We start from the raw sequence: 23,791 nt of genomic DNA, 5'->3' as shown, positions 1-23,791 counted from the left end.
CAAAAGTCCAGCGGCATTTGTGAGTAGTTGATATTCCACTGCGGAATTTAATGGTCGACTTCCGGCGAGGAACGGCGTCGCCCTAGCGTGGCCAGATGTCTGGCGCCTTGGGAATATCCGAAATGCTCAAATTAGCGAAAGTCCTGGTACTGGCCGCCGCGGCGACGCACCTAGCCGTGGCCCCGCTCGCCTATTCCACTTCTGCCTATGCGCTGGCCGGCGACGTCAGTCTGCCCAGCCCCTATGTCTCGCGCGCGCTCGATGCCGTGCTGCTGCCCATTGACGACGTCGTACGCGACACTTTCGTGCTCGACCCGGCCGATGAGGGCGTGCTGGTCCTCGCCGTCGAGCCCGGTGGCGTGGCGGACAGTCTCGGCCTCGAACCGGGCGACGTGATTGCCGCAGTGCATGGCCACAAGATAGTGGACCCGATCGAACTCGACGAGATTGTCTACTACTGGATCCTCCAGGGCGATTTCGATTTCCTCTTCGACGTCTATCGCGCCGGCGTGCTGAGCACCGCCTCCTGGGTCATCACGCTTGAGCTCTATGAAGCGGCCATCGACATGGCCAGCGTCGCCAGCTGGACCGCCTGGTCGGTGGAAACCAGCTTCTCCTACGAAGAATTTTACGCCGAATATTCCGAGGAGCTGACCGAGACCTATGAAAGCTCGGAGACCATTATCGAGGAAACCGTGTCGAGCGAGGAGTTTACCAGCGAAGAGGAATTCTCCGAAGAAGACAGCGATGGCGACGGCATCATGGATTCCGAAGACGGCGACGATGATGGCGATGGCGTGGACGATGCCGACGACAGCGACGACGACGGCATGGATGATGCCGACGATGATTCCGGCGATGACGGTGATGACGGCGGGGATGATGGCGATGATGGCGGCGAAGAAGAGTAGCTGCCGCTTTTTCTGAAGCTCCATAGTCTGGCCATGGGGCGGGTGCTAGCCTGCCCCATATCTTTTCCGGAGCTGCAAGAACAATGAAGACCTACCAGCTGCCCCATTCCGCCCGCCAGGTGTCGAGCGTCATTCTCGGCCTGATGCGCATCCCCAAGATGAGCGACGCCGAAATCCAGACGCTCTACGGCGCGGCGCGCGATGCCGGCATCAATGCCTTCGACCATGCCGATATCTATGGCGGCGAGCGCCATCTCTGCGAAAAGCGCTTCGGCGAGGCGGTGACGCTCACCAGTGCGGAACGCGAGGCCATTTTCATCCAGTCCAAGGTCGGCATCCGCAAGGGCTATTTCGATTTCTCGAAAGAGCACATTCTGGCAACCGTCGATGAATCCCTGGCCGCGCTCAAGACCGGCTATCTCGACCTGCTGCTGCTGCATCGGCCCGATACACTCGTCGAGCCCGAAGAGGTGGCCGAGGCCTTCGAACAGCTCGCAGCGGCCGGCAAGGTGCGCCATTTCGGCGTCTCCAACCACACGCCTGGCCAGATCGAACTCCTCAAGACCGCGGTGAAACAGCCCCTGGTCGCCAACCAGGTCCAGCTCTCGATCACCCATGCGCCGCTCTTCGCCCAAGGCGTGGCGGCCAATATGGCCGGGCTCGACCAGTCGGTGTCGCGCGACAACGGCCTGCTTGATTATTCCCGCCTCAACGGCATGATGCTGCAGGCCTGGTCACCCTTCCAGCACGGCTTTTTCAAGGGCGTGTTCCTCGGCGACCGCGAAAACTTCGCCGAGCTCAACGACGTCATCGACGAACTGGCCGCCAAGTATGGGATCACGCCCACCGGCATCGCCGTCGCCTGGATCACCCGCCACCCGGCCAATATCCAGGTCGTGCTGGGCACCACCAATCCCACACGCGTAAAAGATTCGGCCGCCGGCTCGGATGTGCAGCTGACGCGCGAGGGGTGGTATCGGCTGTTCAGGGCGGCGGGACATACATTGCCCTGACAGGTTGCTGGTCGGCTGCCCCGGTGGCCGGCCATGCCTGCTACAAAAAGAAATTATGCCCAGAAACGACGAAAGGCCGAACCCGCAGGTTCGGCCTTTTGATCGTATCTTCCTTGCGGAGGGAAGATTGGAGCGGGCGATGGGATTCGAACCCACGACCCTAACCTTGGCAAGGTTATGCTCTACCCCTGAGCTACACCCGCGCTCCGTTTGTTGCCGTCCACTCTTGTTGTCCGGCGACGAGGCGCTATATGCCCAATACGTTCCTCGATTGCAACCCACATTTTGACGAACACGTCATCTTCGTGCCGCCTTGTGGATAGAGGGGCTTGTCACACCATGGTTTGCGGGCGCAGAAAGGTCCGCAAATAAGAGAGTTTCCTTGTTTCTGAAGGGCCCAGATTCGCTCATGTCCACTCCGTTCAATGGCGTTGCCGCTGCTCCCCAGTCCACCCCACCCGTCGGGGCGCTGATCAAGGATTCGACCGACCAGGCGTTCAAGGCCGATGTGATCGACGCCTCGCTCGATACCCCGGTCCTCGTCGATTTCTGGGCGCCCTGGTGCGGTCCCTGCCGCCAGCTGACCCCGGCGCTGGAAAAGGTCGTCAATGAAAAGGCCGGCGCGATTCGGCTCATCAAGATCAATATAGACGAGAATCCGCAGATCGCCGGCCAGCTTGGCATTCAGTCGATTCCGGCCGTCTTCGCCTTTTCCGGCGGCCGTCCCGTGGACGGCTTCATGGGTGCTATGCCCGAGGGCGAAGTGCGTCGTTTTGCCGACAAGGTGATTGCAGCCGGCCCGATACCGCAGCCGGAAGAAGGCTCGATGGAAGCCCAGATCACCGAGGCCGTGGCGGCCGCCGAAGAGGCACTGGCCGCTGGTGATCTGCCACGTGCCGCGCAGATCTTCGGCATGGTCCTGCAGCATCAGCCCGATCACGCCGTATCACTGCTGGGCCTCGCGCGCATCTATATGGCGGCCGGTGAGGCCGAGCAGGCCAAGGCGACGCTCGACCTGCTGCCCGAGGAAGAGCGCAAGGGCGATGTCTATACTTCGCTGGTCAATTCGATTCGCCTGCTCGGCGAAGCGGCCGACCTCAGCGAATCCGCAGCGCTCGAATCAGCCGTCGCCGCCAATCCCGACGACCATCAGGCCCGCTATGACCTGGCGCTGGCCTATAATGCCGAGAACAAGCGCGTCGAGGCGGCCGAGGCGCTGGTCGCCATCTTCAAGCGCGACCGCACCTGGAACGAGGATGGCGCGCGCAAGAAGCTGCTCGAATTCTTCGACGCCTGGGGTCCGCGCGATCCGGCCACCAACAAGGGCCGCCGCCTGCTGTCCGCCGCTCTCTTCTCCTAAGTCCCGAAGGCCAAAAGCATGCCGAAGCGCCCCGCCAGCCCGGCTGACCTGCCGAAGTCCGTTCCGATCTTTCCGCTGACCGGGGCGCTGCTATTGCCCTTTTCGCATCGCCCGCTCAATGTCTTCGAGCCGCGCTATGTAGAAATGGTCGACGCGGCGCTGCGGGGCGATCGGTTGATCGGGCTGATCCAGCCCGAGGATACCAGCGAGGAAAGCCCCAAGGGCCGTTCTCCGCTGCAGTCGGTAGGGTGTCTTGGTCGGCTGACGCATTTCGAGGAAAGCGGCGAGGGCCGCTATTTCATCATCCTCGAAGGCGTGACGCGCTTCCGCCTGGCCCATGAACTGACGGTGATGACGCCCTATCGCCAGGGCGTCATTGCCGCCGACGACTATGCGCAGGATTTCACCCGCGATTTCGGCGAGGAGGCCGTCGATCGCGAGCGCTTCGTCAGGATGATGCGCGACTACGCCGAATTTGCCAGCATCGAGCTCAACTGGGACGAGATCGAGCGCACGGGCACGGCGGACCTGGTCAATTTCTGCTGCATGGTCGGGCCCTATGGTCCCGCCGACAAGCAATTACTGCTTGAGGCCCAGACGCTGGAGCAGCGCGCCGAAACGCTGATCGCCATGACCGAATATGAAATCGCCCGTGGCGCCGGCAATGCCTCGCCGCTGAACTGACCATGAGCCAGGTGCCCGCCGTCAGCCCCCGTCATGTCTTCGACGTCCGGACGCTCGAAATGCTGGTCTGTCCGCTGACCAAGACGCGGCTGACGCTGAGCGAGGACAAGAGCGAACTGATTTCTGTCGCCGCTCGCCTGGCCTTCCCCATCGTCAAGGGCGTGCCCCTGCTCAGCCTCGACGAAGCGCGCAATGTCGATCCCGAATCGCTGAAGAAACTGCCCGAACTGAAGGGTTAGAGCGGCAGCCCGCTCAAAAGCTTTGGTCCGTTTCCGCCAATGCCAGACGCCGTGCGGATCAGCGCCGCCTTGACCGGCCCGGCCCGATCGACCAGCCCGAGACCGAAATCGCGGATGGCACGGACTGGCGCCATATCATTGGAAAACAGGCGATTGAGCGTATCGGTGGTTGCGGCCATGCGCGTGGTGTCGAGCCGGCGCCAGGCCTGGTAGCGCTCCAGAACCTCCTCGCTGCCGTGATCGAGCCCGAGCCTGATCGCCTCGACAACCACTTCGGCCAGCGCCGCGACATCCTTGAGCCCCAGGTTGAGCCCCTGGCCAGAAATGGGATGAATGACATGGGCCGCATCGCCCACCAGCGCCAGGCGCGGCGCCACGAAGTCGCGGGCGATCTGCAGGCGCAGTGGAAAGCCCTGAAGCTTCTCTTCCAGGGTCACGGCACCCAGGGTTGAGCCCATCACCGCCTCGATCTTGGCAGCAAGGGTGGCATCGTCCATGGCCAGATATCGCGCGGCATTCTCGCTCGTTTCGGTCCACACCAGCGAGGACCGATTACCGGGCAAGGGGAGGCTGGCAAAGGGACCGGCGGGGCGGAAATGCTCGTAGGCCACGCCATCATGCGGCAATTCATGGGCAATGGTCGTAACTAGCCCGGTCTGCTTGTAGTCGTGCCCGGCCGTCGTGATTCCGGCCATGCCACGCAGTGCCGACATGCCGCCGTCAGCGGCAACCACCAGCGGCGCCACCAAGACGCGTCCATCGCCCAGCGTGAGACGTCCGTGCGCACCGTCGGCCTCAAAACCGGTAAAGGTTGCCGGCGCAATGACCTCTACCTTGCCGCTGACCGCATCGAGCAGCGCCTGCGCGCTCACGCTATTGGGCACCATATGGGCAAAGGCTTCGCCAGGGGCCACGTCGCCGTCAAAGCTGAGAAACAGTGGCCGCGCAATGTCGCCGTGACCGGAATCGGTAATCCGCATCGCCGTCATCGGCTGGCTGGCCGCGGCCATTGCCGACCATACCCCCAGCGCCTCGAACACGCGCCTCACGCCCGCAGCAATCGCAGAAGCTCGGGCGTCGCGCGGCACCGATAGCGGCCGCCGGTCGACCAGCGCCACCCTGATGCCGCGTGCGGACTGCACCAGCGCCAGGGCCAGCGTCAGGCCAACATGTCCGCCGCCGACCACCACCACATCATAGGCTTCGCTTTTGTCGTTCATGCCAGTTCTCCTTGTGCCCATTTGCATGTTCCGACCATCGCGATGCAAGCGGACCGAGTGCCACATGTCTGCCGCAATCTTGCTCAAATCGCCCGCGCGCTGCGCACAAAATAGGCAAAGCCAGCGACCAGCGATCGCCCACAAAAATGGCACTCGTCCAAGTCTCTGGCGGAAAAGGGTTTTTTCTTTGGCGCCGAGTTGGCACGGCTCTTGAGTCTATCTGGGCATTCCAGACCAGCGCCAAGACGCAAAGGGGCTTTCATGAAACTGGTGATTGCAATTATCAAGCCATCACGCCTCGAAGAGGTTCGCCAGGCTCTCAACTCGCTCGATGTTCACGGCATGACCGTGACCGAAGTGAAGGGCTACGGCCGCCAGAAGGGGCATTCCGAAATTTACCGCGGCACGGAATATGCCGTGCATTTCCTGCCCAAGCTGAAGGTCGAAATCGCCGTCGATGACGCGCTGGCCGATGCCGTCTCCACCGCCATCCGCGACAGCGCCCAGACCGGTCGCATCGGCGATGGCAAGATCTTCGTGCTCGATCTGCTCGCCGTCACCCGTATCCGTACCGGTGAAACCGGCGCGGCTGCCCTCTAAGCGTCATCGGGAGAAACAACAGATGATAAAGACGTCAAAAATCCTGGGAACGGCAGCCCTCGCCTCCCTCATGCTGGCGCTGCCAGCCTTCGCCCAGGACGCCGCTGCGCCTGTGGTCGAAGAAGCCGCCGCCATTGTCGACAAGGGCGACGTGGCCTGGATGCTCGTGTCCACCATGGTCGTCATCGTCATGACCATTCCGGGCCTGGCCCTGTTCTACGGCGGCCTCGTGCGCGCCAAGAACATCCTCTCGGTGCTGACCCAGGTCTTCCTCGGCTTCGCCATGATCTCGATCCTCTGGGTCGCCTATGGCTACTCGCTGGCCTTCGCCGGCCCGACCGAAGGCGGTCTCTCCGCATTCGTCGGCGACTTCTCCAAATTCTTCCTCAATGGCGTCACGCTCGATAGCCGCGCTGCAACCTTCTCGGCTGGTTTCGAACTGCCCGAGCTGGTTTTCGTGACCTTCCAGCTGACCTTTGCCTGCATCACCTCCACCCTCATCGTCGGCGGTATTGCCGAGCGCATGAAGCTGGGCGCGCTGCTGGCCTTCCTCGCTATCTGGTTCACCTTCTCCTACATTCCGATGGCCCACATGGTCTGGTCGGGCCCGGGCCTGCTGTTCGGCATGGGCGCCTATGACTTCGCCGGCGGTACCGTGGTTCACATCAATTCCGGTGTGGCCGCTCTCGTCGCCGCCATGGTGCTTGGCCCGCGTCTCGGCTACCTAAAGGAGCCGATTGCGCCCCACAACCTGGTCTGGACCTATGCCGGTACCGGCCTGCTGTGGTTCGGCTGGTTCGGCTTCAATGCCGGCTCCAATCTCGAAGCCAATGCCCTGACCGCCGTTGCCCTGATCAACACAGTCCTGGCCCCCGCCGCTGCGGCCCTGGCCTGGGTCATCGGTGAAAAGATCACCCGTGGTCATGCTTCGGCTCTCGGTGCCGTCTCGGGTGCCGTCGCCGGTCTCGTCGCCATCACCCCGGCCGCTGGTTTTGCCGGTGTCGGTGGCGCCATTGTCCTCGGTGCCATCGCCGGTTTCGTCTGCCTCTGGGCCGTCGTCAACCTCAAGCCCCTGCTCAAGTATGACGACTCGCTCGACGTGTTCGGCATCCACGGCGTCGGCGGCATCGTCGGTGCTCTCGGCACCGCCATCGTCGCTGCGCCTGGCCTCGGCGGTTACCCGCTGGGTGATGCAGCCGCTTACTCGATCGGTGGCCAGTTCATGATCCAGCTGACCGGCGTTGTCATCGCCATCGTCTGGTCGGGTGTGGTCGCGCTGATCGCCATGTTCATCGTCAAGGCCCTGTTCGGCGGCGCCCGCGTCCCCGAATCGAGCGAAAGCGATGGCCTGGATCTCTCGACCCACGGCGAACGCGCTTACAACTAATGCCTTCGGCTTCGGCGGGTCCGCCCGCCGAAGCCAATAGATCGTGGCGTGCGGTTCGTGTTTCCTCTTGGCCCGCCACAGAGGCTTCCCACTCGCAAAACGGCACGGGCCGCACCCCACGATCTATTTCCCACGACTGAGGTTCCCGCGGTCTCGCTCCTCCCTCGCGACGCAAGCGGCAGACTGGCCCGCCCCTCCGGCGGGCCTTTTCTTTTGAGGGGGAGACAGTTCATCGGTCAATCCGCCCATGGTTAGCCTCGGGTTAACCAGACCGATCTAGCATGAAGCCAATGTGGGCCCGGTTTGCGCCGGGCAAGTATTGAGTTCGCCCATGCCCAGTTCTCCCTCGCCCGTACTCGACGAAATCCGCTCTGTGCCGCAGCGCGCATCGCGCGCCAGCTCGGCCAAGGCCATGCCCCCGCCGCCCCCGGCGCTGGCCATTCGCATTCCGGCGCGTCTGGCAGGCTTCATCCTGCTCGGCTTCGTGGCGATCGCCTTGGCATCCATGGCCTCTTGGTCGGTGGATGATCCGAGCTTTTCCTATGCGACGGCCAAGGCGCCGGCCAATTGGTTGGGCTTCCCGGGCTCGGCTCTCTCCGACATCCTGTTCCAGACGCTTGGTCTGTCGGCACTGGCTCTCCTCGTACCGCCCGCCCTCTGGGGCTGGACGCTGGCGCGCCGCCGCATGCCAATCCACTTGGGCATGCGTTTCCTGAGCTGGATCGTCGCCACCGCCCTCGTGGCCGGCGTGCTGTCCTTTGTTGCCATGCCCGTTACCTGGCCGCTGCCCACGGGCCTGGGTGGCCTCGTCGGCAATGGCTTTACCGCGCTGGCTACCCTTGTCACGGGCGACAAGCCGCAGGCCGTCACCGCCGTGCTCTTTGCCATCATCATTTCCGTGCCGGCCCTGGCCACCTTCTGGATCGCCATGGGTCTCGGCCAATCCGTGCCCACCGGTCCGCGCAAGAAGTCTGCCGCTGCTGCAGCGGGCCGCAAGGGCGTCCCCGCCGTCGAGGAAGAGGACGAACCCGAGACCAATCCCGTGCTCGATGTCGCGCTCGGCGCCATGGTGCACATGGGCTATTCGCTGCGCACCGCCTTCCGCCGCGCCCGCGCCAGCCATGCCGAACGCCGCGCTGCCGAAGAAGCCAGCTGGCGCGACGAGGATGTCGAACCCAGCATGGATGGCCGCGAACCCATGGTCGATCGCCGCGAGCCGTCTGTGGCCCCGACGACCCGCCGCATTCATGCTCCCGTCGAGCCGGCCTTCCAGGCCGAGCCGAGCTTTGCCGAGCCCGACGATCGCGAGGAGCCGTCCATCTCGCCCCGCATCAACGCGCGCCCGAGCTATGACGACACCGAACTCGACTATCCCGACGAGGTCGAGGACGACGCCGTGCCCTTCGTGCCGGATCTGCCAGCGACCCAGCCTGTGGTCAATCACCAGCAGCGCGGCGATTCCCGCTTCCATCCGGTCGATCCGGCCAAGCCGCGTGTCACGGCGCCCGCCCCGCGTCCAGTTCAGGGCCAGCGCATGATGCGCGAAGCCCAGTCGAGCTTCCTCGACGAGCCCGGCGGCTTCGAACTGCCGCCGCTGAGCCTGCTCTCCGAGCCCAGGCACAATGGCCCTTCGCCCGAGCACGCGCCCGAGCGGCTCGAGGCCATGGCTCGCAAGCTCGAGGAAGTGCTGCAGGACTTCGGCGTCAAGGGCGACATCATCAACGTCCGCCCCGGTCCTGTGGTCACCCTGTTCGAGCTCGAGCCGGCTCCCGGCATCAAGTCGAGCCGCGTGATTTCGCTGGCCGACGACATTGCCCGCTCGATGTCAGCCCATTCCGCCCGCGTCGCCGTGGTGCCTGGCCGCAATGCCATCGGCATCGAACTGCCCAACCAGAACCGCGAAACCGTCTATTTCCGCGAAATGCTGGCGTCGTCCGATTTCGAGAAGATGAAGGGCAAGCTCCCCATCTGCCTCGGCAAGACGATCGGTGGCGAACCCGTCATCGCCGACCTCGCCCGCATGCCCCACCTGCTCATCGCCGGTACCACCGGCTCGGGCAAATCCGTGGGTATCAACACCTTCATCCTCAGCCTGCTCTATCAGATGACGCCCGAGCAGTGCCGCATGATCATGATCGATCCCAAGATGCTCGAACTGAGCATCTATGACGGCATTCCTCATCTGCTGACCCCGGTCGTCACCGATCCGCACAAGGCAGTGGTGGCGCTCAAATGGGCCGTGCGCGAGATGGAAGATCGCTATCGCAAGATGAGCAAGATCGGCGTCCGCAATATCGATGGCTTCAATCAGCGCGTCACCGAATCCAAGGCCAAGGGCGAGGTCATCACCCGCACGGTCCAGACCGGCTTCGACCGCGAAACCGGCGAGGCGATCTTTGAGAGCGAGCAGTTCGACCTCGAGCCGTTGCCCTATATCGTCGTCATCGTCGACGAGATGGCCGACCTGATGATGGTGGCCGGCAAGGACATCGAAGGCGCCATCCAGCGCCTTGCCCAGATGGCCCGCGCCGCCGGCATTCACATCATCACGGCCACTCAGCGTCCGTCGGTCGACGTCATCACCGGTACGATCAAGGCCAACTTCCCCACCCGCATCTCCTTCATGGTGACGTCCAAGATCGACTCGCGCACCATTCTGGGCGAGCAGGGCGCAGAACAGCTGCTGGGCAATGGTGACATGCTCTACATGGCGTCCGGCGGCCGCACCAAGCGCCTGCACGGCCCCTTCGTGGCCGACGGTGAAGTCGAGGCGGTGGTCAACCATCTCAAGAGCCAGGGCGCACCCGATTATCTGGATTCGGTTACGGCCGAAGACGACGAGGGCGGCGAATACGGTGGCGATTCCGGTGGCAGCGCCGGCGGCGACGGCTATGCCGGCTCGGGCGACGAGCTCTACGACAAGGCCGTCCATATCGTTCTGAGCGACAAGAAGGCCTCCACCTCCTATGTCCAGCGCCGTCTGGGGATCGGCTACAACAAGGCCGCCACCCTGATTGAGCGCATGGAGAACGAAGGCGTCATCTCCCCGGCTAACCACGCTGGCAAGCGCGAAATCCTCGTCGGCAACAACGCCGACGGCTATTAAGCCCAAAGACTGTCCCAACCTCTCAAAGCCCCGGTCCCGTGCCGGGGCTTTTCATTTTGGCCAGCGCGCCACACGCGATAACGTGATGAAAGCCTGCTCTGTGGCATGCCCTCAGACCATTGCGGAACCACCTGTCGCCGCAATTGCTTTCTAGGCTAGCCTGCACATCGACTTACCTACCGGGACGACTTTCATGATTCGACGCGACGCCCTGCTGCTCGGCTTTTCTGCCGCTTTTGCCATAAGCCTTCCGGCCCTGGCGCAAAGCCGGACCCTGACGCCCGAGGAGCAGCAGCTGGTCGGTGAAATCGATGCGCATAATTCGGCCATCCGCACCATGGTCGGCCGGTTCCTGCAGATCGACACCAGCGGTGGTCGCACCGAGGGGACCTTTTTCCTCGAGCGCCCTGACAAGGTGGCTTTCCGCTACAACCCGCCAAGCCGCGAGGAAATCGTCTCGATCGGCCGCGGCTTCTACGTGCTCAACCGGCGCGACGAGACCTATTACGCCTATCCGCAGGATTCGATCCCGCTGCGCCAGTTCCTCGGCGACAAGGTGCAGCTGCTAAGTGCCAAGGTGGTCGACATCGTCATGTCGGATGGCTTCATGTCCGTCACCATCATCGACGAGACCGTGGCCGGCACGGTCCAGGTGTCGCTGGTCTTTGATACCGACACCAAGGAACTGGCTCAGTGGAGCTTGGTCGAGCCGAGCGGCGCCGAGCTGACCTTCTCGCTTTATGACGTCGAAAAGGACGTGCAGATCCCGCGCGCCTTCTTCTCCATCCCGGCCACCTTCAAGCCGCTGGAACAGTAGCCAAAAGAAAATCCCCGCTTTTGCGGGGATTTTTGTATCTAGCGGCCGAAAGCGTAGATCGCGACCAGCCCCGCCAGCCCCACGGCAATGCGCCACCAGGCAAAGGGCGCAAAGCCATACTTGCTGACGAAATTCAGCAGGTAGCGCACGACCACCGCGCCGGCGACGAATGCCGCTGCAAAACCGATCGCGACATTGAGCGCGATGGAGCCATCGATCAGGTCACGGCTCTTGTAGAGATCATAGCCAAAGGCGCCGACCATGATCGGCAGGGCGATGAAGAAGGTGAATTCGGCCGCCGCGCGCTTGCTGGCACCAAACAGCATGCCGCCCACCACGGTCGAACCCGAGCGCGACACGCCCGGGATCAGCGAGATCATCTGGAAAAGGCCCACCACCAGCGCGATATGCCAGGGAAACTGGTAGATATCGTCATACTTCGGCTTGAGCGGCAGGCGATCGACAATCAGCAGGATCACGCCGCCGATCAGCAGGCTCCAGCAGATCAGCGCTGCGGATTCCCACAGATCCCCCTGGATGAAATCGCGCAATAACACGCCAGCAATGACCGCCGGAAAACACGCCAGGATCACCGACAGCGCGAACTGCCAGGCATAGGCCTTCCCGGTCAGCGCATCGCGGATCAGCATGCCCAGCTTGGCGAAATAGACCGTCACCACAGCCAGGATTGCCCCCAGCTGGATCAGCACGATGAAGGTTGCCGGCTGCGTCAATCCAAAGAAATGACCGGCCAGCAGCAGATGCCCGGTAGAGCTGACTGGAAGGAATTCAGTAAGGCCCTCGAGAATTCCCAGGATGAGTGGCACAAAAATACCTTGATCGGCGTTCATTTGATCCCCTAATTCAGTCCATCGGGTCGTGCGACCGGCAAGCTCTAGCGTTGTTCGCCACCAGCGCCAAGCAGCGCCTCCGCTGCCGCGGCCCTAAAAAGAGACGAGCGTCACCCATGCCGAGCCTGATCCATCATCCTCTCGACCCGTCCTCGCGGCTTATTCGGCTGATGTGCGCCGAATATGGCGTTCCGCTCGATATGGAAGAAATCAAACCTTGGTTGCGTGACGCGCATTTGTTGGAGATCAACCCGGCTGCCACCCTGCCCATCTTCCTGGGCGAAAGTGACCAGCCCGTGGTTGGCATCCTCGCCAATATCCACACGGTGGAAGACCTCTATACCCCCACCGTCGTCGAGGGGCTGATCCCCGCCGAGCCCGGCCAGCGCGCTGAAATGTGGCGCCTGGTCGAATGGGTCATCTTCAAGCTTGCCGACGAAGTCACCCGCTATGTGCTCGAGGAAAAGATCGTCAAGCGCGACCAGCGTGGCGCCACCCCCGACCCGGCCGTGCTGCGGATCGCCAAGGCCAACCTCAACGAGCACATGCTCTATTTTAACTGGATCTTCGCCAACCGCGCCTGGCTGGCCGGCGACACGCTGACCCTGGCTGATTTTGCCCTGGCAGCGCATCTCTCGACGCTCGATTATCTGGGCGACATCGACTGGGGCAAGGCCGGCGAAACCCGCGACTGGTACTCCCGCATCAAATCCCGCCCCGCCTTCCGCACCTTGCTCAACGACCGCGTCGTCGCCATCTCGCCCCACCCGGGCTATGCCAATCTCGATTTCTGATCCCCACAAGCTCGTTGCCGAGCTCAAGGCCCGGGCGCTGGCGCTGGGCTTTGAGAGCTTTGGCATTGCGCCCGCCGATGCGCGGCCGGACCTGCCAGCCAAGCTCGCGGCCGCGTTGGCTCAAGGCTGGCATGGCGACATGGACTGGATGGCAGAGACCGCCGAGCGCCGCGCCAGTCCCAATGGCATGTGGCCCGAGGCGAAGTCGGTCATCCTTCTCGGCATCAACTACGGCCCCGAAACCGACCCCATGGCCATTCTCGGCGAGCGCTCGCTGGGCACGATCTCGGTCTATGCCCGCAATCGCGACTATCACGAGATCATCAAGGGCAAGCTCAAGGAACTCGCCGGTCTGCTGGCGCGGCGCTCGGGCGAGGAGGTCAAGGTCTTCGTCGATACCGCGCCGCTGATGGAAAAGCCATTGGCCGAGGCGGCGGGCCTCGGCTGGCAGGGAAAGCATTCGGTGCTGGTCAGCCGTGACTTCGGCTCCTGGCTGTTTCTGGGCGCCATTCTGACCTCGGCTGACCTGCCCGGGGATAAGCCGCATGAAGAAAGCTGCGGCTCCTGCACCAGATGCCTCGATGTCTGCCCGACCAACGCCTTTCCGGCGCCATTCCGGCTCGATGCGCGGCGCTGCCTTGCTTACCTCACGGTCGAGCATAAAGGCCCGATACCATTGGAATTTCGCGTGCCCATGGGCAATCGCATCTACGGTTGCGACGACTGTCTCGCCGTCTGCCCCTGGAACAAGTTCGCCTCGGTCAGCCGGGAGGCGAAGCTCCGCTCGCGCCCCGAGTTCGAGCGGCCGCAACTGGCCGATCTGGTGCAACTGGATGACGAAGCCTTTCGGGCGCTGTTCTCCGGCTCGCCCATCAAGCGCATCGGCCACGCCCGCTTCCTGCGCAACGTGCTGATCGCCATTGGCAATTCGGAAAACACCGACTTCTTGCCCATGGTCGAGGCGCGGCTGACCGCCGATGACCCGCTGGTGCGTGGGGCCGCCATCTGGGCGCTGCGGCGATTGGCGCCGGAGCGGGCAGATGCGCTCAGCCTTGCCTATTTGCCCCGGGAAAGCGATAGCTCGGTGCGCAGCGAATGGACGGGGAGCCTGCAGTGAACGCCTTCTTTTTCGGCCTCGGCTATTCATCCAAAGAGGCCTCGATCCGCATGCGCACATCGGGCGAATACGCGAGCATTGGGGGCACCGTCCGCACCGCCGAAAAGGCTCAGGCGCTAGCGGCCAAGGGTCTGAGCACCCACGTCTTCGACGGCACCACGCCCGGCAAAACCCTGGGCGAGGACCTGCGACAGGCCAGTCACGGCATTCTCTCCATTGCCCCGGGCGAGGCGGGCGATCCGGCGCTGCTGCATCACCGCGCCGATCTCGACGCCGCGGAGAACCTGCAATGGCTCTGCTATTATTCCACAGTTGGCGTCTATGGGGATTTCCAGGGCGCCTGGATCGACGAAAGCGCGCCCCTTGTGCCGCGCAATGATCGCTCCGACCGTCGCGTCCTGGCCGAACAGGCCTGGCGCGACTATGCCGCTGACCGCGGCGTCCCGCTCTGCATCCTGCGCCTTGCCGGCATCTATGGCCCCGGCCGTTCGACCTTCGACAAGCTGCGCGACGGCACGGCGCGCCGCGTCATCAAGCCGGGCCAGGTGTTCAACCGCATCCACGTGGAAGACATTGGCCGTATCACCGCCCTGGCCGCCGAAGCGCGCCTTAGTGGCACCTTCAACCTCGCCGATGACGAACCCGCCCCGCCGCAGGATCTCGTGACCTACGCCGCTGGCCTCATGGGCATGGCCCCGCCGGCTGAAGTGCCCTTCGAGCAGGCTGAGTTCACGCCAATGCAAAAAAGCTTCTACCGGGACAACAAACGCGTCTCCAACGCCGCCATCAAGCAGGCGCTGGGGATCGAGCTGCTGCATCCCAACTACCGCCAAAGCCTCGACGCCATCTGGGAGAGCGAGAAATGACCAATCTGCATCCGGCCAAGTCCGCGCCCCAGCCGATCGTGCTCGACGGCCGTTTTGTCCGGCTCGAGCCGCTGGCGCAAAAGCATGCCGCCGACATTTTCGAGATTTCCTCCATGCCCGGCGGCGCCGAGCGCTACCGCTGGCTGTTCTCGACCGCGCCGGAAAGCCTGGCCGAAGTGGAACAGCGCATCACCGATGCCGTCTGGGGCGAGAACCGCTATGTCGCGGTGGTCGATCAATCGACCGGCAAGGCTGTTGGCCAGCAGGGCTGGATGCGCATCCGCCCCGAACACGGCTCCATCGAAATCGGTGGCGTCTACTGGGGCCTGCCCATGGCCCGCACGCCCCTGGCTACCGAAGCCCTCTATCTCTTCGCCCGCCACGCCTTCGACGACCTCGGCTATCGGCGCTTCGAGTGGAAGTGCAACAATCTCAACGCGCCATCAAAAGCCGCCGCCACCCGCTTCGGCTTCACCTATGAGGGCCTGTTCCGCCAGGACATGATCCTCAAAGGCGAAAGCCGGGATACGGCCTGGTTCTCGATGATCGATGGCGACTGGCCAGCCTTACGTGCTGAGTATGAGCGGTGGCTGGCCCCGGAGAACTTTGACGCGCAGGGCCAGCAGAAAACCAGGCTGACGACGCGCTAGACCAGCCCCAGCACCGCTTCCCGCAGCCGCACGAGATCCTCGTCCCGGCTCAGCCGGTGGTCCCCGTCAGGGATCAGCGTCAGCGTTACCGGATCGTGCAATATATGCGTCACGAGTTTGATCGCATGGCTTGGCGGCACGTCCGGGTCCTTGCCGCCCTGCAGGATATGCAGCGGACAGCCGGTTTCGATGACACCGCCAAACAGCAGATGCTGCTGGCCGTCCTCGATCAGCGCGCGGGTGATGCGATAGGGCGTCTCCGAATATTCGCTCGGCTGGTCGATATGACCGACATTCTGCAGCGCCTCATGCTCCTCCGGTGTGAAGCTGGGCAGCATGAGTTCATGCGTCATGTCCGGCGCCGGCGCGATCAGCACCAAGCCATGGGCCGGTGTGCCGGCGGCGAGCAGTCGACGCGCCAGGAGAAGCGCAATCCAGCCGCCCATGGATGAGCCCACGATGATCTGCGGCCCCTCGGTCAGGGTATAGACGGCCGCGGCCTCGTCCAGCCAGCGGCTGATCGTGCCCTGATCAAAGCTGCCGCCCGAAACCCCGTGGCCAGAATAGTCGAAGCGCGTCACGGCAAAACCCTGCTCGGCTCCAAGGGCATCGAGCGCCAGGGCCTTCGAGCCAACCATGTCCGATCGATAGCCGCCCAGCCAGAACAGGCCCGGCCCCTTGCCCCCGCGCTGTTCCACCGCAATGTCGCGGCTTTGGTCGTCCGTACCAACCATGATGCGGAAGGGCTTGCTCTGTGTTATGGTCATGTTATCGGTCCTGGCGCGGCAACGAGTCGTTAGCCACGGCAACCACAAAGTTGATCGCGGCGTTTCAATGGCGCAACAGGCCTGAAATTCTGCCTGTTTGCCTGTTGACTTCTCACTCCGCTAACACGATTTTATGGCCGATTTCACCACTTGGCTAAATTACACAAGGATCCTGTGCCATTCGTCGTCCAATGAGACCAGTCGCGCCCCAGAAAGATGGGCCGCTCTCGAACGAAGATATCACCAGCCCCGATGTCCAGCTCATCGATGCTGAAGGTGAGAACCGCGGTATCGTCCGCACCCGCGAGGCTCTCACAGAAGCCCAGGAGCAGGGGCTTGACCTCGTCCTGATCTCTCCCAACGCCCAGCCGCCGGTCGCCAAGATGCTCGACCTCGGCCGCTTCAAATACGCCGCGCAGAAAAAAGCTGCTGAGGCGCGCAAGAAGCAGAAGGTGATCGAGGTCAAGGAAGTCCAGCTGCGTCCCAATATCGACACGCATGACTACGAGACCAAGATGAAGGCCGTGCAGCGCTTCCTCGACGAGGGGGACCGCGTCAAGGTGACGATGCGTTTCCGTGGTCGCGAAATGGCCCACCAGGAATTGGGCATGCAGCTGCTGATCAAGGTCAAGGAACAGACCGAAACCATCGCCAAGGTCGAGAGCCAGCCACGCTCCGAAGGCCGCCAGATGGTCATGGTCCTCGCGCCGAAGTAAGCTTCGACGCGCTAGATGATGAAACTAAAATGGGCAGGTCCGCCAGACCTGCCCGTTTTGTTTTTGCGGAGCGCAACAAGCCGCTCGACTGGTTGCGACCCCATCTCGGTCACTGGCGCCTCCCTCTCCTGGTGCCCGAAGCAGAGACGACATCTGCGCCCGCGTTTGATACCTTCGGCGCTCCTCACACGATACAGGTCAGACATGTCACGCATCATCATCATCGGCGGCAGTGGCCATGTTGGAAGTTATCTAGTTCCGCGCCTCGTCGAACTCGGTCATGAGGTCGTGAATGTCAGCCGTGGCAGCACCAAGCCATATCGTTCGCACCACGCCTGGGATGTCATCGAGAACGTCTCAATCGACCGCGCCACGGAAGAGAAGGACGGCACGTTCGGTGCGCGGATCGCCGAACTGAATGGCGATATTGTCGTGGACATGATCGCCTTCGACCTCGCCAGCACCAAGCAGGTCGTCGAGGCGATCCGCGGCAAGGTCGAGCACTACATCTTCTGCAGCACGATCTGGGTCTACGGCGGCCTCACGACCGTGCCCTCGCCCGAGACCGATCCGGTGAGCCCGATCGACAGCTACGGACGCGGCAAGGCCGAGAGCGAAAAATGGTTGATGCAGCAGGCTCGCGTCCATGGCTTCCCGGCTGCCGCATTCCGGCCCGGCCATATCGTCGGTGAGGGCTGGAACCCGATTACGCCGCAGGGGAATGCCAACCCTGAAACCTTCTCGCTCATCGCTCGCGGCGGCGAGTTGGTGTTACCGAACTCCGGTTTGGAAATGGTGCACCACGTCCACGCCGACGATGTGGCGCAATGGATCATCTGCGCGATCCAGAACCGGGCTGCCTCGATCGGCGAGGTGTTTAACACCGTGTCCGATCGGGCTGTGACGCTCAAGGGCTATGCCGAAGCGGTCTATCGCTGGTTCGGCAAAGAGCCCAATCTAGCGTTCAAACCGCTTGAGGAATGGCTTATGGACCTGCCCGAGGACGCCCGGGAGAACACCCGTGGGCACGTCATCCGCAGCAGTTGCCACTCGATCGAGAAGAGCCGGCAGCGGCTTGGCTACCACCCGCGCTACACAAGTCTTGAGGCCATCCATGAATCGCTGCAGGCGTTGATCGCTGCCGGCAAGATCGAGGTGCCGACAAGCTGATCACTCCGTCAGTACCGGAATGCCGCCAGTCCCCTCCACCCCTATTCCGTCAGTGCAGTCGCCACATCCTTCGCATAGGGAATGGCCGGCTGCGCGCCCGGTTTGAGGCAGGCAAGGCTGGCCGCAACGGCCGCCCGCTTCATCGCCGCTTCGAGGTCAAGCCCGGCATCGAGGCCGGCGGCCAGATAGCCGCAGAATGTATCGCCGGCACCGACCGTATCCACTGGCGTCACCTTGAGCGCCGGCACGGTGATCAGCTTGCCATCGGCCGTCGCCGCCCGCGCACCATCGCCGCCCAGCGTCACGATGACGGTCTGGCTGTTCGCCTTCGCCCAGTCCGCCATGGCCGCATCAAGCTCGTCGAGGCCGCGCCCACTCAAAAGCGCAAATTCGGTTTCATTGGCGATGACAATGCTGGCCTTTTTGACAACCGCGGCAGTGCTGTCGAGGAAGGGCGCGGTATTGAGGATGGAGACCAGGCCCTTCTCCCGCGCGATGTCGAGGGCGCGTTCGGTGGCCGCCTGCGGCACTTCCTGCTGCAGCATCAGCACGCCGCCGGTGACCTTGGCCAGCGCCTGCTCGGCATCGGCCGCCGTCACTTTTCCATTGGCGCCGGGCAGGATGGCGATGACATTTTCGCCTTCGGCATCGACAAAAATCATGGCAATGCCAGTCGGGGCATCGACCGTCTTGAGCCCGGACAGGTCGACGCCGTCCTTTTTCAGCAGATCCAGCGCCAGATCGGCAAAGGCATCCTGCCCCACGGCAGACACATGCCGCACCTCCGCGCCGGCACGCCGCGCGGCCAGCGCCTGGTTGGCCCCCTTGCCACCGGCCGCCATGGAAAAAGTCCCACCGGCCACGGTTTCGCCCGGCTTGGGCAGGCGGGAGACGGTGCCGACCTGATCGAGATTGGTCGAGCCGAAAACGGTGATCATGGCAGCATCTTCTCCATCGTGTTCCAGTTGCGCATGGTGACGCTGAGCTTTTTGTCGAGCGGCTTCATCACCTCGTCCACCCCTTCGGTATAGCGGCCATTGGGCTGGCGATAGCCGGCGATATAGATTTCCCGTGGATCCACGCGCAAGATTTCCGTGTGCCCAGGCTTGCTGTCGAGCGTCAGATCCCGGGGCAGGGCGTCACCGAACAACGCGACATGCCGCGTCACATCGGCCTTGGGGTCGAGAGCGGCAAAGGGATGCTTGTCCAGCATGTCCCGCATGGATTTCTCGTCGCGCAGGATCACGCCGACAGCAAAGCCGAACTGTTTCTCGATCGCCGCTTCCATCCTGTTCTTGATGGCCTCGGCCGTGCCTGTCGCTTCGAACCGCACATTGCCACTGGCCAGCACGGTCTTCACCGCGGCAAAGTCGGCAGCTTCGAGGCAGGTCTTGAGCGCGGCCATCTTGACCTGGCGATTGCCCAGATTGATGCCGCGCAGGAAGGCGAACCACAGCGCCATCAGACTGTCCCCTTGCCCTGCGGATAGATCGTCTCGCCCTTTTCCAGCATGGCGACAAAGCCGGCGATCTTCTTTTCGCGCGCCGCCGCCGTCTTGAGATTGATGGTGCGAAAGGTCAGCGCGAAGCGGTTCTGGCTGGAGAGGGTCTCATACTTGGCCAGGGCCTTGGGACTGGCCTTGATCGCACTCAGCAGGTCCTCTGGCGGAGCCATCCTGATTGTATAGGCCGCGTCCCAGCGTCCGTCCGCCTTGGCCGCTTCGACATGGGTGAGACCATGCTCGGTCATCTCTCCCTCGTCGACCAGCCGCGCCACATTGTTCCGGTTGATCTGGCTCCAGACGCTCTTCTTTTTGCGGCGGGTATAGCGCTGGACGAAGCTCTCATCGTCGTAAGACTTCTTGATCGCGTCGATCCAGCCCCAGCACAGCACCACGTCGATCGCTTCGATCGGCGTGATCGTCGGCTTGCCGCTGGCTTTCTTGAAGATGCGGATCCAGATCTCATCGGCCGTGTCGTGGTTCTTGCTCAGCCAGGCATAGAAATCGCCCTTGCTGGCAAATTCCGTCACCTTGGCAGGATCGACCACGACCGGGGCCATGTCAGCTCTCCGCGACGCCGGCTCTGGCAAGGATCTCGGCCAGCTTGGGGTCGAGCAGGTCGGAAGCGGGCAACTGAATGCCGAAAGCCGTGGTCAGCACTTCGCGCAGTTCCGCCACGCTGTTGATGTCGCGCGTTTCCGTGCCCTCGCCGATGGTCAGGATATTGAGCCTGTTGTTCAACAGCTTGATCCGCTTGCCGGCGGGCGACAGCGCCACCCGCAGTTCCGTCGTGAAAGGGGAAGTCGGGTCGCTGGAGACATAGGCGTTGGCTGCGTCATAATCGGCAGCGGTCTTTTCCGTGGTCTCGAAGGCGTGCAGCGGCGTCCATGTCTCGTCGATCTGGATTTCGAGTTGCCACAATGGATCGCCGCCGGTCAGGCGATAGGTGCCATGCGGCGTTTGCTGCTCGCTGTCGGCTCGCAACCGCAGCGGCGCGGTCGGCGTATTGCCGCCAAAGCCGGCATCGGCCAGATATTGCGCCCCGCCGATTTCGACCAGCAGCAGCATATGCGTTTTGCGCTCGGTCTCGGGCAGCACCCGTGCCGCCAGGAGCTTCACCGGAAAATCCAGCTCGCGCAGAACCGCCGCCAGCAGCAGGTTATGCTCGAAGCAATAGCCGCCACGCTTTTCGGCCAGCAGCTTCTTTTCGATTGCCTTGAGATCGAGTTCGACCGGCACGCCCAGGAGCGGCGAGAGATTTTCGAAGGGGATTGCTGCGGGATGCAGTCCCAGGATCGTTTCGAGTGTCGCCAAGGTCGGGGCGATCGATCCGGCAAAGCCGATTCGCTCGAAATAGGCGTTCAGATTGACCTTCTGGCTCATTGGCCACCCTTGAGGCTGTTATCATTGCCTCGAATATGGGGGATAGCATCGGCGCTGTCACCCGGCCGGGAAGGCGATTTAGCCGCCCGCAGGGGCTGGACAAGTCGCACCATCACCCAAAGACAAGGCCGGCTTGCTGGAGCAAACCGGCCGGACACGCCTGGATGGAATTGCCTAGCCCTGCGCCTTGCGCACGCGGATGACCACGTCGACATGGCTGACCTTCATCCCCTTGGGGGCGTCGGGCAGCGTCAGGAATTCGACCGAAGAGGCCGGGATGTCGATCATCCGCTGCTCGTCTTCCACGTAGAAGTGGTGATGGTCTGACGTGTCGGTATCGAAATAGGAGCGCGAGGCATCGACGGCCACCTCGCGCAGCAGGCCCGCTTCGTGGAACTGGTGCAGCGTGTTGTAAATGGTCGCGAGGGAGACCCCCACCTTGGCCTCTGTGGCCTCGCCATGCAGCTGCTCGGCGCTCACATGCCGATGCGGCCCGCCGAACAGCAGTTCGGCCAGCGCAACGCGCTGACGGGTCGGCCGGAGGCCGGCCATGCGCAGCACGGCAGTAAGGCAGGGCGTGCGCGATGGCATGGCACGGGTGGTCTGGTTGCGTTCGGTCATTGGGTCCTAATAGACGAAAGGGCCGGAAAATGCTCACTCGCTTATAACTAGGGCAGAAATTTCGCACAAGTCGCCCTGCATCCAATGGGCATAATGGGGCCGGGGGCTGACTTGACCCTTATTCCCTGCGCCTATACGAGACGAAAGCTTGAGGGTTAACTGGGGATATGGGCATGGCCGAACGGCAGAGCAGTTTTGGATACGAGGAATTGCTGGCGCATGGCCGTGGCGAACTGCCTGGCCAGATGGATGCGCGCCTGCCGGCACCGCCCATGCTGATGTTCGATCGCATCACCAATATTTCCGAGACTGGCGGCGCCTATGGCAAAGGCGAAGTGCGCGCCGAACTCGATGTGAATCCAGACCTCTGGTTCTTCCAGTGCCACTTTATCGGCGACCCGGTCATGCCCGGCTGCCTGGGCCTCGATGCCGTCTGGCAGATGACCGGCTTTTTCCTTGGCTGGATCGGCCAGCCCGGCCGCGGTCGCGCCTTGGGTGGCGAGATCAAGTTCACCGGCCAGGTCACCAATGACGTCAAGCTTGTCGAATATGGCATCGACATCAAGCGCGTCATGCGCTCGCGTTTGACGCTCGGCATTGCCGATGGCTGGGTCAAGGCTGACGGCAAGTTGATCTACGAAGCCAAGGATTTGCGCGTTGGATTGTTTACCGATGCGCAGCTACATGAACAGAAATCTGCCTGACGGCCTTAAGTTCGGCCTATCTTGCTCCTAAATGAAGCGTCGAACCAATTGGCGCACACAGAAAAAGACTAGAACGAGGACACGATGAGACGAGTTGTCGTCACCGGCATGGGTATCATTTCCTCGATCGGCAATACGCTCGATGAGGTGACCGCGAGCCTGCGTGCCGCCAAACCCGGTATCATTGCCGCGCCGGACTATGCCGAGCTGGGATTCCGCAGCCAGGTGAAGGGCGATCCGATTCTCGATCCTTTCGAGGCGCTGGATCGCCGCGTCACCCGCTTCATGGGCAAGGGCGCGGCCTGGAACTATCTGGCCATGCAGCAGGCCATTGCCGATGCAGGCCTCGAAGACAGCGACATTTCCAATCCCATGACCGGCATCGTCATGGGCTCGGGCGGCGCCTCGACCCGCACCATCGTCGAAGCCGCGGACATCGTGCGCAAGAATACCTCGCCCAAGCGCATCGGCCCGCTGGCCGTGCCCAAGGCCATGGGCTCGACGGCATCGGCCACTCTTGCCACCTCCTTTGGCATCAAGGGCATCAACTATTCCATCACTGCCGCCTGCGCGACCTCCAAGCATTGCATCGGCAATGCCATGGAACAGATCATGCTGGGCAAGCAGGACGTGGTCTTTGCCGGCGGTCACGAGGATCTCGACTGGACCCTCTCGGACCTCTTCGACGCCATGGGCGCCATGAGCTCCAACTATAATGCGACGCCCGAAAAGGCTTCGCGCGCCTATGATGCCAATCGCGATGGCTTCGTCATTTCCGGCGGCGCCGGCGTGCTGGTGCTCGAGGAATATGAACACGCCAAGGCGCGTGGCGCCAAGATATGGGCCGAGCTGATCGGCTATGGCGCGACCTCCGACGGCCTCGACATGGTTGCACCCTCGGGCGAAGGTGCCGAGCGCTGCATGCGCATGGCGCTCCGCAACGTCAGCCAGAAGGTCGACTATATCAACCCGCATGCCACCTCGACCCCGGTGGGCGACCTCAAGGAAATCGAGGCCATTCGTGCCCTTTTCGGCAATGAGGACAAGTGCCCGCCGATCTCGGCGACCAAGTCGCTGACCGGCCACAGCCAGGGCGCCACCGGCGTGCACGAATCGATCTATTCGATCCTGATGATGAAGCATCGCTTCATCGCCGAAAGCGCCAATATCGATGTCCTCGATCCCGCCTTCGAGGACATGCCCATCCTGCGCCAGCGCCGCGATGATGTGGACCTGGGCGTGGTCCTGTCCAATTCCTTCGGCTTCGGCGGCACCAACGCTGCCCTGGTGTTCAAGCACCCGGATGCCTGAGGC

General features: G+C 62.9%; 25 protein-coding genes and 1 tRNA gene. 17 read left to right on the top strand and 9 right to left on the bottom strand.

All coding sequences use genetic code 11. From position 1 onward, the window contains the following. Nucleotides 1-122: 122 nt before the first annotated feature. Together P0Y65_17620 and P0Y65_17615 are read left to right on the top strand one after the other, a co-directional pair. Nucleotides 123-911: a PDZ domain-containing protein gene (locus P0Y65_17620; GenBank protein WEK03985.1), complete on the top strand. Its 789-nt coding sequence runs from the start codon at nt 123-125 to the stop codon at nt 909-911. Nucleotides 912-994: 83 nt separating this feature from the next. After that, a complete protein-coding gene (locus P0Y65_17615; GenBank protein ID WEK03984.1) occupies nt 995-1,924 on the top strand; it encodes an aldo/keto reductase in 930 nt (309 codons plus the stop codon). Nucleotides 1,925-2,052: 128 nt separating this feature from the next. On the opposite strand, the gene P0Y65_17610 is transcribed toward P0Y65_17615, so the two are convergent. Further along, nucleotides 2,053-2,127: transfer RNA gene (locus tag P0Y65_17610), tRNA-Gly, on the bottom strand. 206 nt (nt 2,128-2,333) lie between these two features. Between P0Y65_17610 and P0Y65_17605 the strand changes: the two genes are divergently transcribed. From P0Y65_17605 to P0Y65_17595, 3 genes are read left to right on the top strand one after another with little or no spacing between them, the layout of a single operon-like run. Further along, entirely contained in the window at nt 2,334-3,284 is a 951-nt protein-coding gene (locus tag P0Y65_17605) for a co-chaperone YbbN (protein ID WEK03983.1), read from the top strand. 18 nt (nt 3,285-3,302) lie between these two features. Beyond that, nucleotides 3,303-3,968: an LON peptidase substrate-binding domain-containing protein gene (locus tag P0Y65_17600; protein ID WEK03982.1), complete on the top strand. Its 666-nt coding sequence runs from the start codon at nt 3,303-3,305 to the stop codon at nt 3,966-3,968. Nucleotides 3,969-3,970: 2 nt separating this feature from the next. After that, a complete protein-coding gene (locus P0Y65_17595; GenBank protein ID WEK03981.1) occupies nt 3,971-4,207 on the top strand; it encodes a Trm112 family protein in 237 nt (78 codons plus the stop codon). Here P0Y65_17595 and P0Y65_17590 read toward each other — a convergent pair. After that, nucleotides 4,204-5,427 (bottom strand): FAD-dependent oxidoreductase, encoded by a 1,224-nt coding sequence (locus tag P0Y65_17590; protein ID WEK03980.1) that lies wholly within the window; start codon nt 5,425-5,427, stop codon nt 4,204-4,206. The genes P0Y65_17595 and P0Y65_17590 overlap by 4 nt on opposite strands. 261 nt (nt 5,428-5,688) lie before the next feature. Here P0Y65_17590 and P0Y65_17585 point away from each other — a divergent pair, with 261 nt between their 5' ends. The 4 genes from P0Y65_17585 to P0Y65_17570 all read left to right on the top strand — a co-directional run bounded on the left by P0Y65_17585 (nt 5,689) and on the right by P0Y65_17570 (nt 11,337). After that, nucleotides 5,689-6,027, top strand: coding sequence for a P-II family nitrogen regulator (locus P0Y65_17585; protein ID WEK03979.1), 339 nt, complete (start codon nt 5,689-5,691; stop codon nt 6,025-6,027). A 22-nt stretch (nt 6,028-6,049) separates the two neighbouring features. Beyond that, nucleotides 6,050-7,414, top strand: coding sequence for an ammonium transporter (locus P0Y65_17580; protein WEK03978.1), 1,365 nt, complete (start codon nt 6,050-6,052; stop codon nt 7,412-7,414). 412 nt (nt 7,415-7,826) lie between these two features. Further along, nucleotides 7,827-10,520: a DNA translocase FtsK gene (locus tag P0Y65_17575; protein WEK06830.1), complete on the top strand. Its 2,694-nt coding sequence runs from the start codon at nt 7,827-7,829 to the stop codon at nt 10,518-10,520. 193 nt (nt 10,521-10,713) lie between these two features. Beyond that, nucleotides 10,714-11,337 (top strand): outer-membrane lipoprotein carrier protein LolA, encoded by a 624-nt coding sequence (locus tag P0Y65_17570; protein ID WEK03977.1) that lies wholly within the window; start codon nt 10,714-10,716, stop codon nt 11,335-11,337. A 38-nt stretch (nt 11,338-11,375) separates the two neighbouring features. On the opposite strand, the gene P0Y65_17565 is transcribed toward P0Y65_17570, so the two are convergent. After that, nucleotides 11,376-12,188 carry an undecaprenyl-diphosphate phosphatase gene (locus P0Y65_17565; protein ID WEK03976.1) on the bottom strand — a complete coding sequence of 271 codons (813 nt, stop codon included), beginning with the start codon at nt 12,186-12,188 and terminating at the stop codon, nt 11,376-11,378. Between the two features lie 116 nt (nt 12,189-12,304). On the opposite strand from P0Y65_17565, the gene P0Y65_17560 reads away from it, so the two are divergent. From P0Y65_17560 to P0Y65_17545, 4 genes are read left to right on the top strand one after another with little or no spacing between them, the layout of a single operon-like run. Next, nucleotides 12,305-12,982 carry a glutathione S-transferase family protein gene (locus tag P0Y65_17560; GenBank protein WEK03975.1) on the top strand — a complete coding sequence of 226 codons (678 nt, stop codon included), beginning with the start codon at nt 12,305-12,307 and terminating at the stop codon, nt 12,980-12,982. Continuing rightward, nucleotides 12,963-14,099 (top strand): tRNA epoxyqueuosine(34) reductase QueG, encoded by a 1,137-nt coding sequence (gene queG / locus P0Y65_17555; protein WEK03974.1) that lies wholly within the window; start codon nt 12,963-12,965, stop codon nt 14,097-14,099. The genes P0Y65_17560 and queG overlap by 20 nt, the downstream gene beginning before the upstream one ends. Then, nucleotides 14,096-14,965, top strand: coding sequence for an NAD-dependent epimerase/dehydratase family protein (locus P0Y65_17550; GenBank protein WEK03973.1), 870 nt, complete (start codon nt 14,096-14,098; stop codon nt 14,963-14,965). The genes queG and P0Y65_17550 overlap by 4 nt, the downstream gene beginning before the upstream one ends. Beyond that, nucleotides 14,962-15,615 carry a GNAT family protein gene (locus tag P0Y65_17545; protein ID WEK03972.1) on the top strand — a complete coding sequence of 218 codons (654 nt, stop codon included), beginning with the start codon at nt 14,962-14,964 and terminating at the stop codon, nt 15,613-15,615. Before P0Y65_17550 ends, P0Y65_17545 begins: the two co-directional genes overlap by 4 nt. Here P0Y65_17545 and P0Y65_17540 read toward each other — a convergent pair. Then, nucleotides 15,612-16,382: an alpha/beta hydrolase gene (locus P0Y65_17540; protein WEK03971.1), complete on the bottom strand. Its 771-nt coding sequence runs from the start codon at nt 16,380-16,382 to the stop codon at nt 15,612-15,614. The genes P0Y65_17545 and P0Y65_17540 overlap by 4 nt on opposite strands. A 179-nt stretch (nt 16,383-16,561) precedes the next feature. Here P0Y65_17540 and infC point away from each other — a divergent pair, with 179 nt between their 5' ends. Next, nucleotides 16,562-17,098 (top strand): translation initiation factor IF-3, encoded by a 537-nt coding sequence (gene infC, locus P0Y65_17535; GenBank protein ID WEK06829.1) that lies wholly within the window; start codon nt 16,562-16,564, stop codon nt 17,096-17,098. A gap of 204 nt (nt 17,099-17,302) precedes the next feature. After that, nucleotides 17,303-18,268 (top strand): NAD-dependent epimerase/dehydratase family protein, encoded by a 966-nt coding sequence (locus P0Y65_17530; protein WEK03970.1) that lies wholly within the window; start codon nt 17,303-17,305, stop codon nt 18,266-18,268. 41 nt (nt 18,269-18,309) lie between these two features. Here the strand turns inward: P0Y65_17530 and P0Y65_17525 are convergent, their stop codons facing one another. The 5 genes from P0Y65_17525 to P0Y65_17505 form a co-directional block, all read right to left on the bottom strand. Beyond that, nucleotides 18,310-19,206, bottom strand: coding sequence for a ribokinase (locus P0Y65_17525; GenBank protein WEK03969.1), 897 nt, complete (start codon nt 19,204-19,206; stop codon nt 18,310-18,312). Then, nucleotides 19,203-19,730 (bottom strand): DUF1697 domain-containing protein, encoded by a 528-nt coding sequence (locus P0Y65_17520; protein WEK03968.1) that lies wholly within the window; start codon nt 19,728-19,730, stop codon nt 19,203-19,205. Before P0Y65_17520 ends, P0Y65_17525 begins: the two co-directional genes overlap by 4 nt. Continuing rightward, complete coding sequence (locus P0Y65_17515) at nt 19,730-20,329, bottom strand: YdeI/OmpD-associated family protein (protein WEK03967.1); 600 nt, start codon at nt 20,327-20,329, stop codon at nt 19,730-19,732. Before P0Y65_17515 ends, P0Y65_17520 begins: the two co-directional genes overlap by 1 nt. Before the next feature lies 1 nt (nt 20,330). Beyond that, complete coding sequence (locus P0Y65_17510; GenBank protein WEK03966.1) at nt 20,331-21,152, bottom strand: arylamine N-acetyltransferase; 822 nt, start codon at nt 21,150-21,152, stop codon at nt 20,331-20,333. A gap of 174 nt (nt 21,153-21,326) precedes the next feature. Then, on the bottom strand, nt 21,327-21,773 hold the full coding sequence (locus P0Y65_17505; GenBank protein ID WEK03965.1) for a Fur family transcriptional regulator: 447 nt from the start codon (nt 21,771-21,773) through the stop codon (nt 21,327-21,329). Nucleotides 21,774-21,946: 173 nt separating this feature from the next. On the opposite strand from P0Y65_17505, the gene fabA reads away from it, so the two are divergent. Next, nucleotides 21,947-22,477 (top strand): 3-hydroxyacyl-[acyl-carrier-protein] dehydratase FabA, encoded by a 531-nt coding sequence (gene fabA / locus P0Y65_17500; GenBank protein ID WEK03964.1) that lies wholly within the window; start codon nt 21,947-21,949, stop codon nt 22,475-22,477. Nucleotides 22,478-22,561: 84 nt separating this feature from the next. Continuing rightward, a complete protein-coding gene (gene fabB / locus P0Y65_17495) occupies nt 22,562-23,788 on the top strand; it encodes a beta-ketoacyl-ACP synthase I (protein ID WEK03963.1) in 1,227 nt (408 codons plus the stop codon). The last annotated feature ends 3 nt before the right edge of the window (nt 23,789-23,791 follow it).

The organism is Candidatus Devosia phytovorans (assembly GCA_029202405.1).
In the GTDB taxonomy this organism is placed as follows: Bacteria; Pseudomonadota; Alphaproteobacteria; order Rhizobiales; family Devosiaceae; genus Devosia; species Devosia phytovorans.
This window is presented reverse-complemented; position numbering and strand designations above follow the sequence as displayed.

What these genes read in the sequence shown, in the direction of transcription:
- P0Y65_17620 (WEK03985.1), top strand. Translation starts at nt 123, where the DNA reads ATGCTCAAATTAGCGAAAGTCCTGGTACTGGCCGCCGCGGCGACGCAC.
- P0Y65_17615 (WEK03984.1), top strand. Translation starts at nt 995, where the DNA reads ATGAAGACCTACCAGCTGCCCCATTCCGCCCGCCAGGTGTCGAGCGTC.
- P0Y65_17605 (WEK03983.1), top strand. Translation starts at nt 2,334, where the DNA reads ATGTCCACTCCGTTCAATGGCGTTGCCGCTGCTCCCCAGTCCACCCCA.
- P0Y65_17600 (WEK03982.1), top strand. Translation starts at nt 3,303, where the DNA reads ATGCCGAAGCGCCCCGCCAGCCCGGCTGACCTGCCGAAGTCCGTTCCG.
- P0Y65_17595 (WEK03981.1), top strand. Translation starts at nt 3,971, where the DNA reads ATGAGCCAGGTGCCCGCCGTCAGCCCCCGTCATGTCTTCGACGTCCGG.
- P0Y65_17590 (WEK03980.1), bottom strand. Translation starts at nt 5,427, where the DNA reads ATGAACGACAAAAGCGAAGCCTATGATGTGGTGGTGGTCGGCGGCGGA.
- P0Y65_17585 (WEK03979.1), top strand. Translation starts at nt 5,689, where the DNA reads ATGAAACTGGTGATTGCAATTATCAAGCCATCACGCCTCGAAGAGGTT.
- P0Y65_17580 (WEK03978.1), top strand. Translation starts at nt 6,050, where the DNA reads ATGATAAAGACGTCAAAAATCCTGGGAACGGCAGCCCTCGCCTCCCTC.
- P0Y65_17575 (WEK06830.1), top strand. Translation starts at nt 7,827, where the DNA reads ATGCCCCCGCCGCCCCCGGCGCTGGCCATTCGCATTCCGGCGCGTCTG.
- P0Y65_17570 (WEK03977.1), top strand. Translation starts at nt 10,714, where the DNA reads ATGATTCGACGCGACGCCCTGCTGCTCGGCTTTTCTGCCGCTTTTGCC.
- P0Y65_17565 (WEK03976.1), bottom strand. Translation starts at nt 12,188, where the DNA reads ATGAACGCCGATCAAGGTATTTTTGTGCCACTCATCCTGGGAATTCTC.
- P0Y65_17560 (WEK03975.1), top strand. Translation starts at nt 12,305, where the DNA reads ATGCCGAGCCTGATCCATCATCCTCTCGACCCGTCCTCGCGGCTTATT.
- queG (WEK03974.1), top strand. Translation starts at nt 12,963, where the DNA reads ATGCCAATCTCGATTTCTGATCCCCACAAGCTCGTTGCCGAGCTCAAG.
- P0Y65_17545 (WEK03972.1), top strand. Translation starts at nt 14,962, where the DNA reads ATGACCAATCTGCATCCGGCCAAGTCCGCGCCCCAGCCGATCGTGCTC.
- P0Y65_17540 (WEK03971.1), bottom strand. Translation starts at nt 16,382, where the DNA reads ATGACCATAACACAGAGCAAGCCCTTCCGCATCATGGTTGGTACGGAC.
- P0Y65_17530 (WEK03970.1), top strand. Translation starts at nt 17,303, where the DNA reads ATGTCACGCATCATCATCATCGGCGGCAGTGGCCATGTTGGAAGTTAT.
- P0Y65_17525 (WEK03969.1), bottom strand. Translation starts at nt 19,206, where the DNA reads ATGATCACCGTTTTCGGCTCGACCAATCTCGATCAGGTCGGCACCGTC.
- P0Y65_17520 (WEK03968.1), bottom strand. Translation starts at nt 19,730, where the DNA reads ATGGCGCTGTGGTTCGCCTTCCTGCGCGGCATCAATCTGGGCAATCGC.
- P0Y65_17515 (WEK03967.1), bottom strand. Translation starts at nt 20,329, where the DNA reads ATGGCCCCGGTCGTGGTCGATCCTGCCAAGGTGACGGAATTTGCCAGC.
- P0Y65_17510 (WEK03966.1), bottom strand. Translation starts at nt 21,152, where the DNA reads ATGAGCCAGAAGGTCAATCTGAACGCCTATTTCGAGCGAATCGGCTTT.
- P0Y65_17505 (WEK03965.1), bottom strand. Translation starts at nt 21,773, where the DNA reads ATGACCGAACGCAACCAGACCACCCGTGCCATGCCATCGCGCACGCCC.
- fabA (WEK03964.1), top strand. Translation starts at nt 21,947, where the DNA reads ATGGCCGAACGGCAGAGCAGTTTTGGATACGAGGAATTGCTGGCGCAT.
- fabB (WEK03963.1), top strand. Translation starts at nt 22,562, where the DNA reads ATGAGACGAGTTGTCGTCACCGGCATGGGTATCATTTCCTCGATCGGC.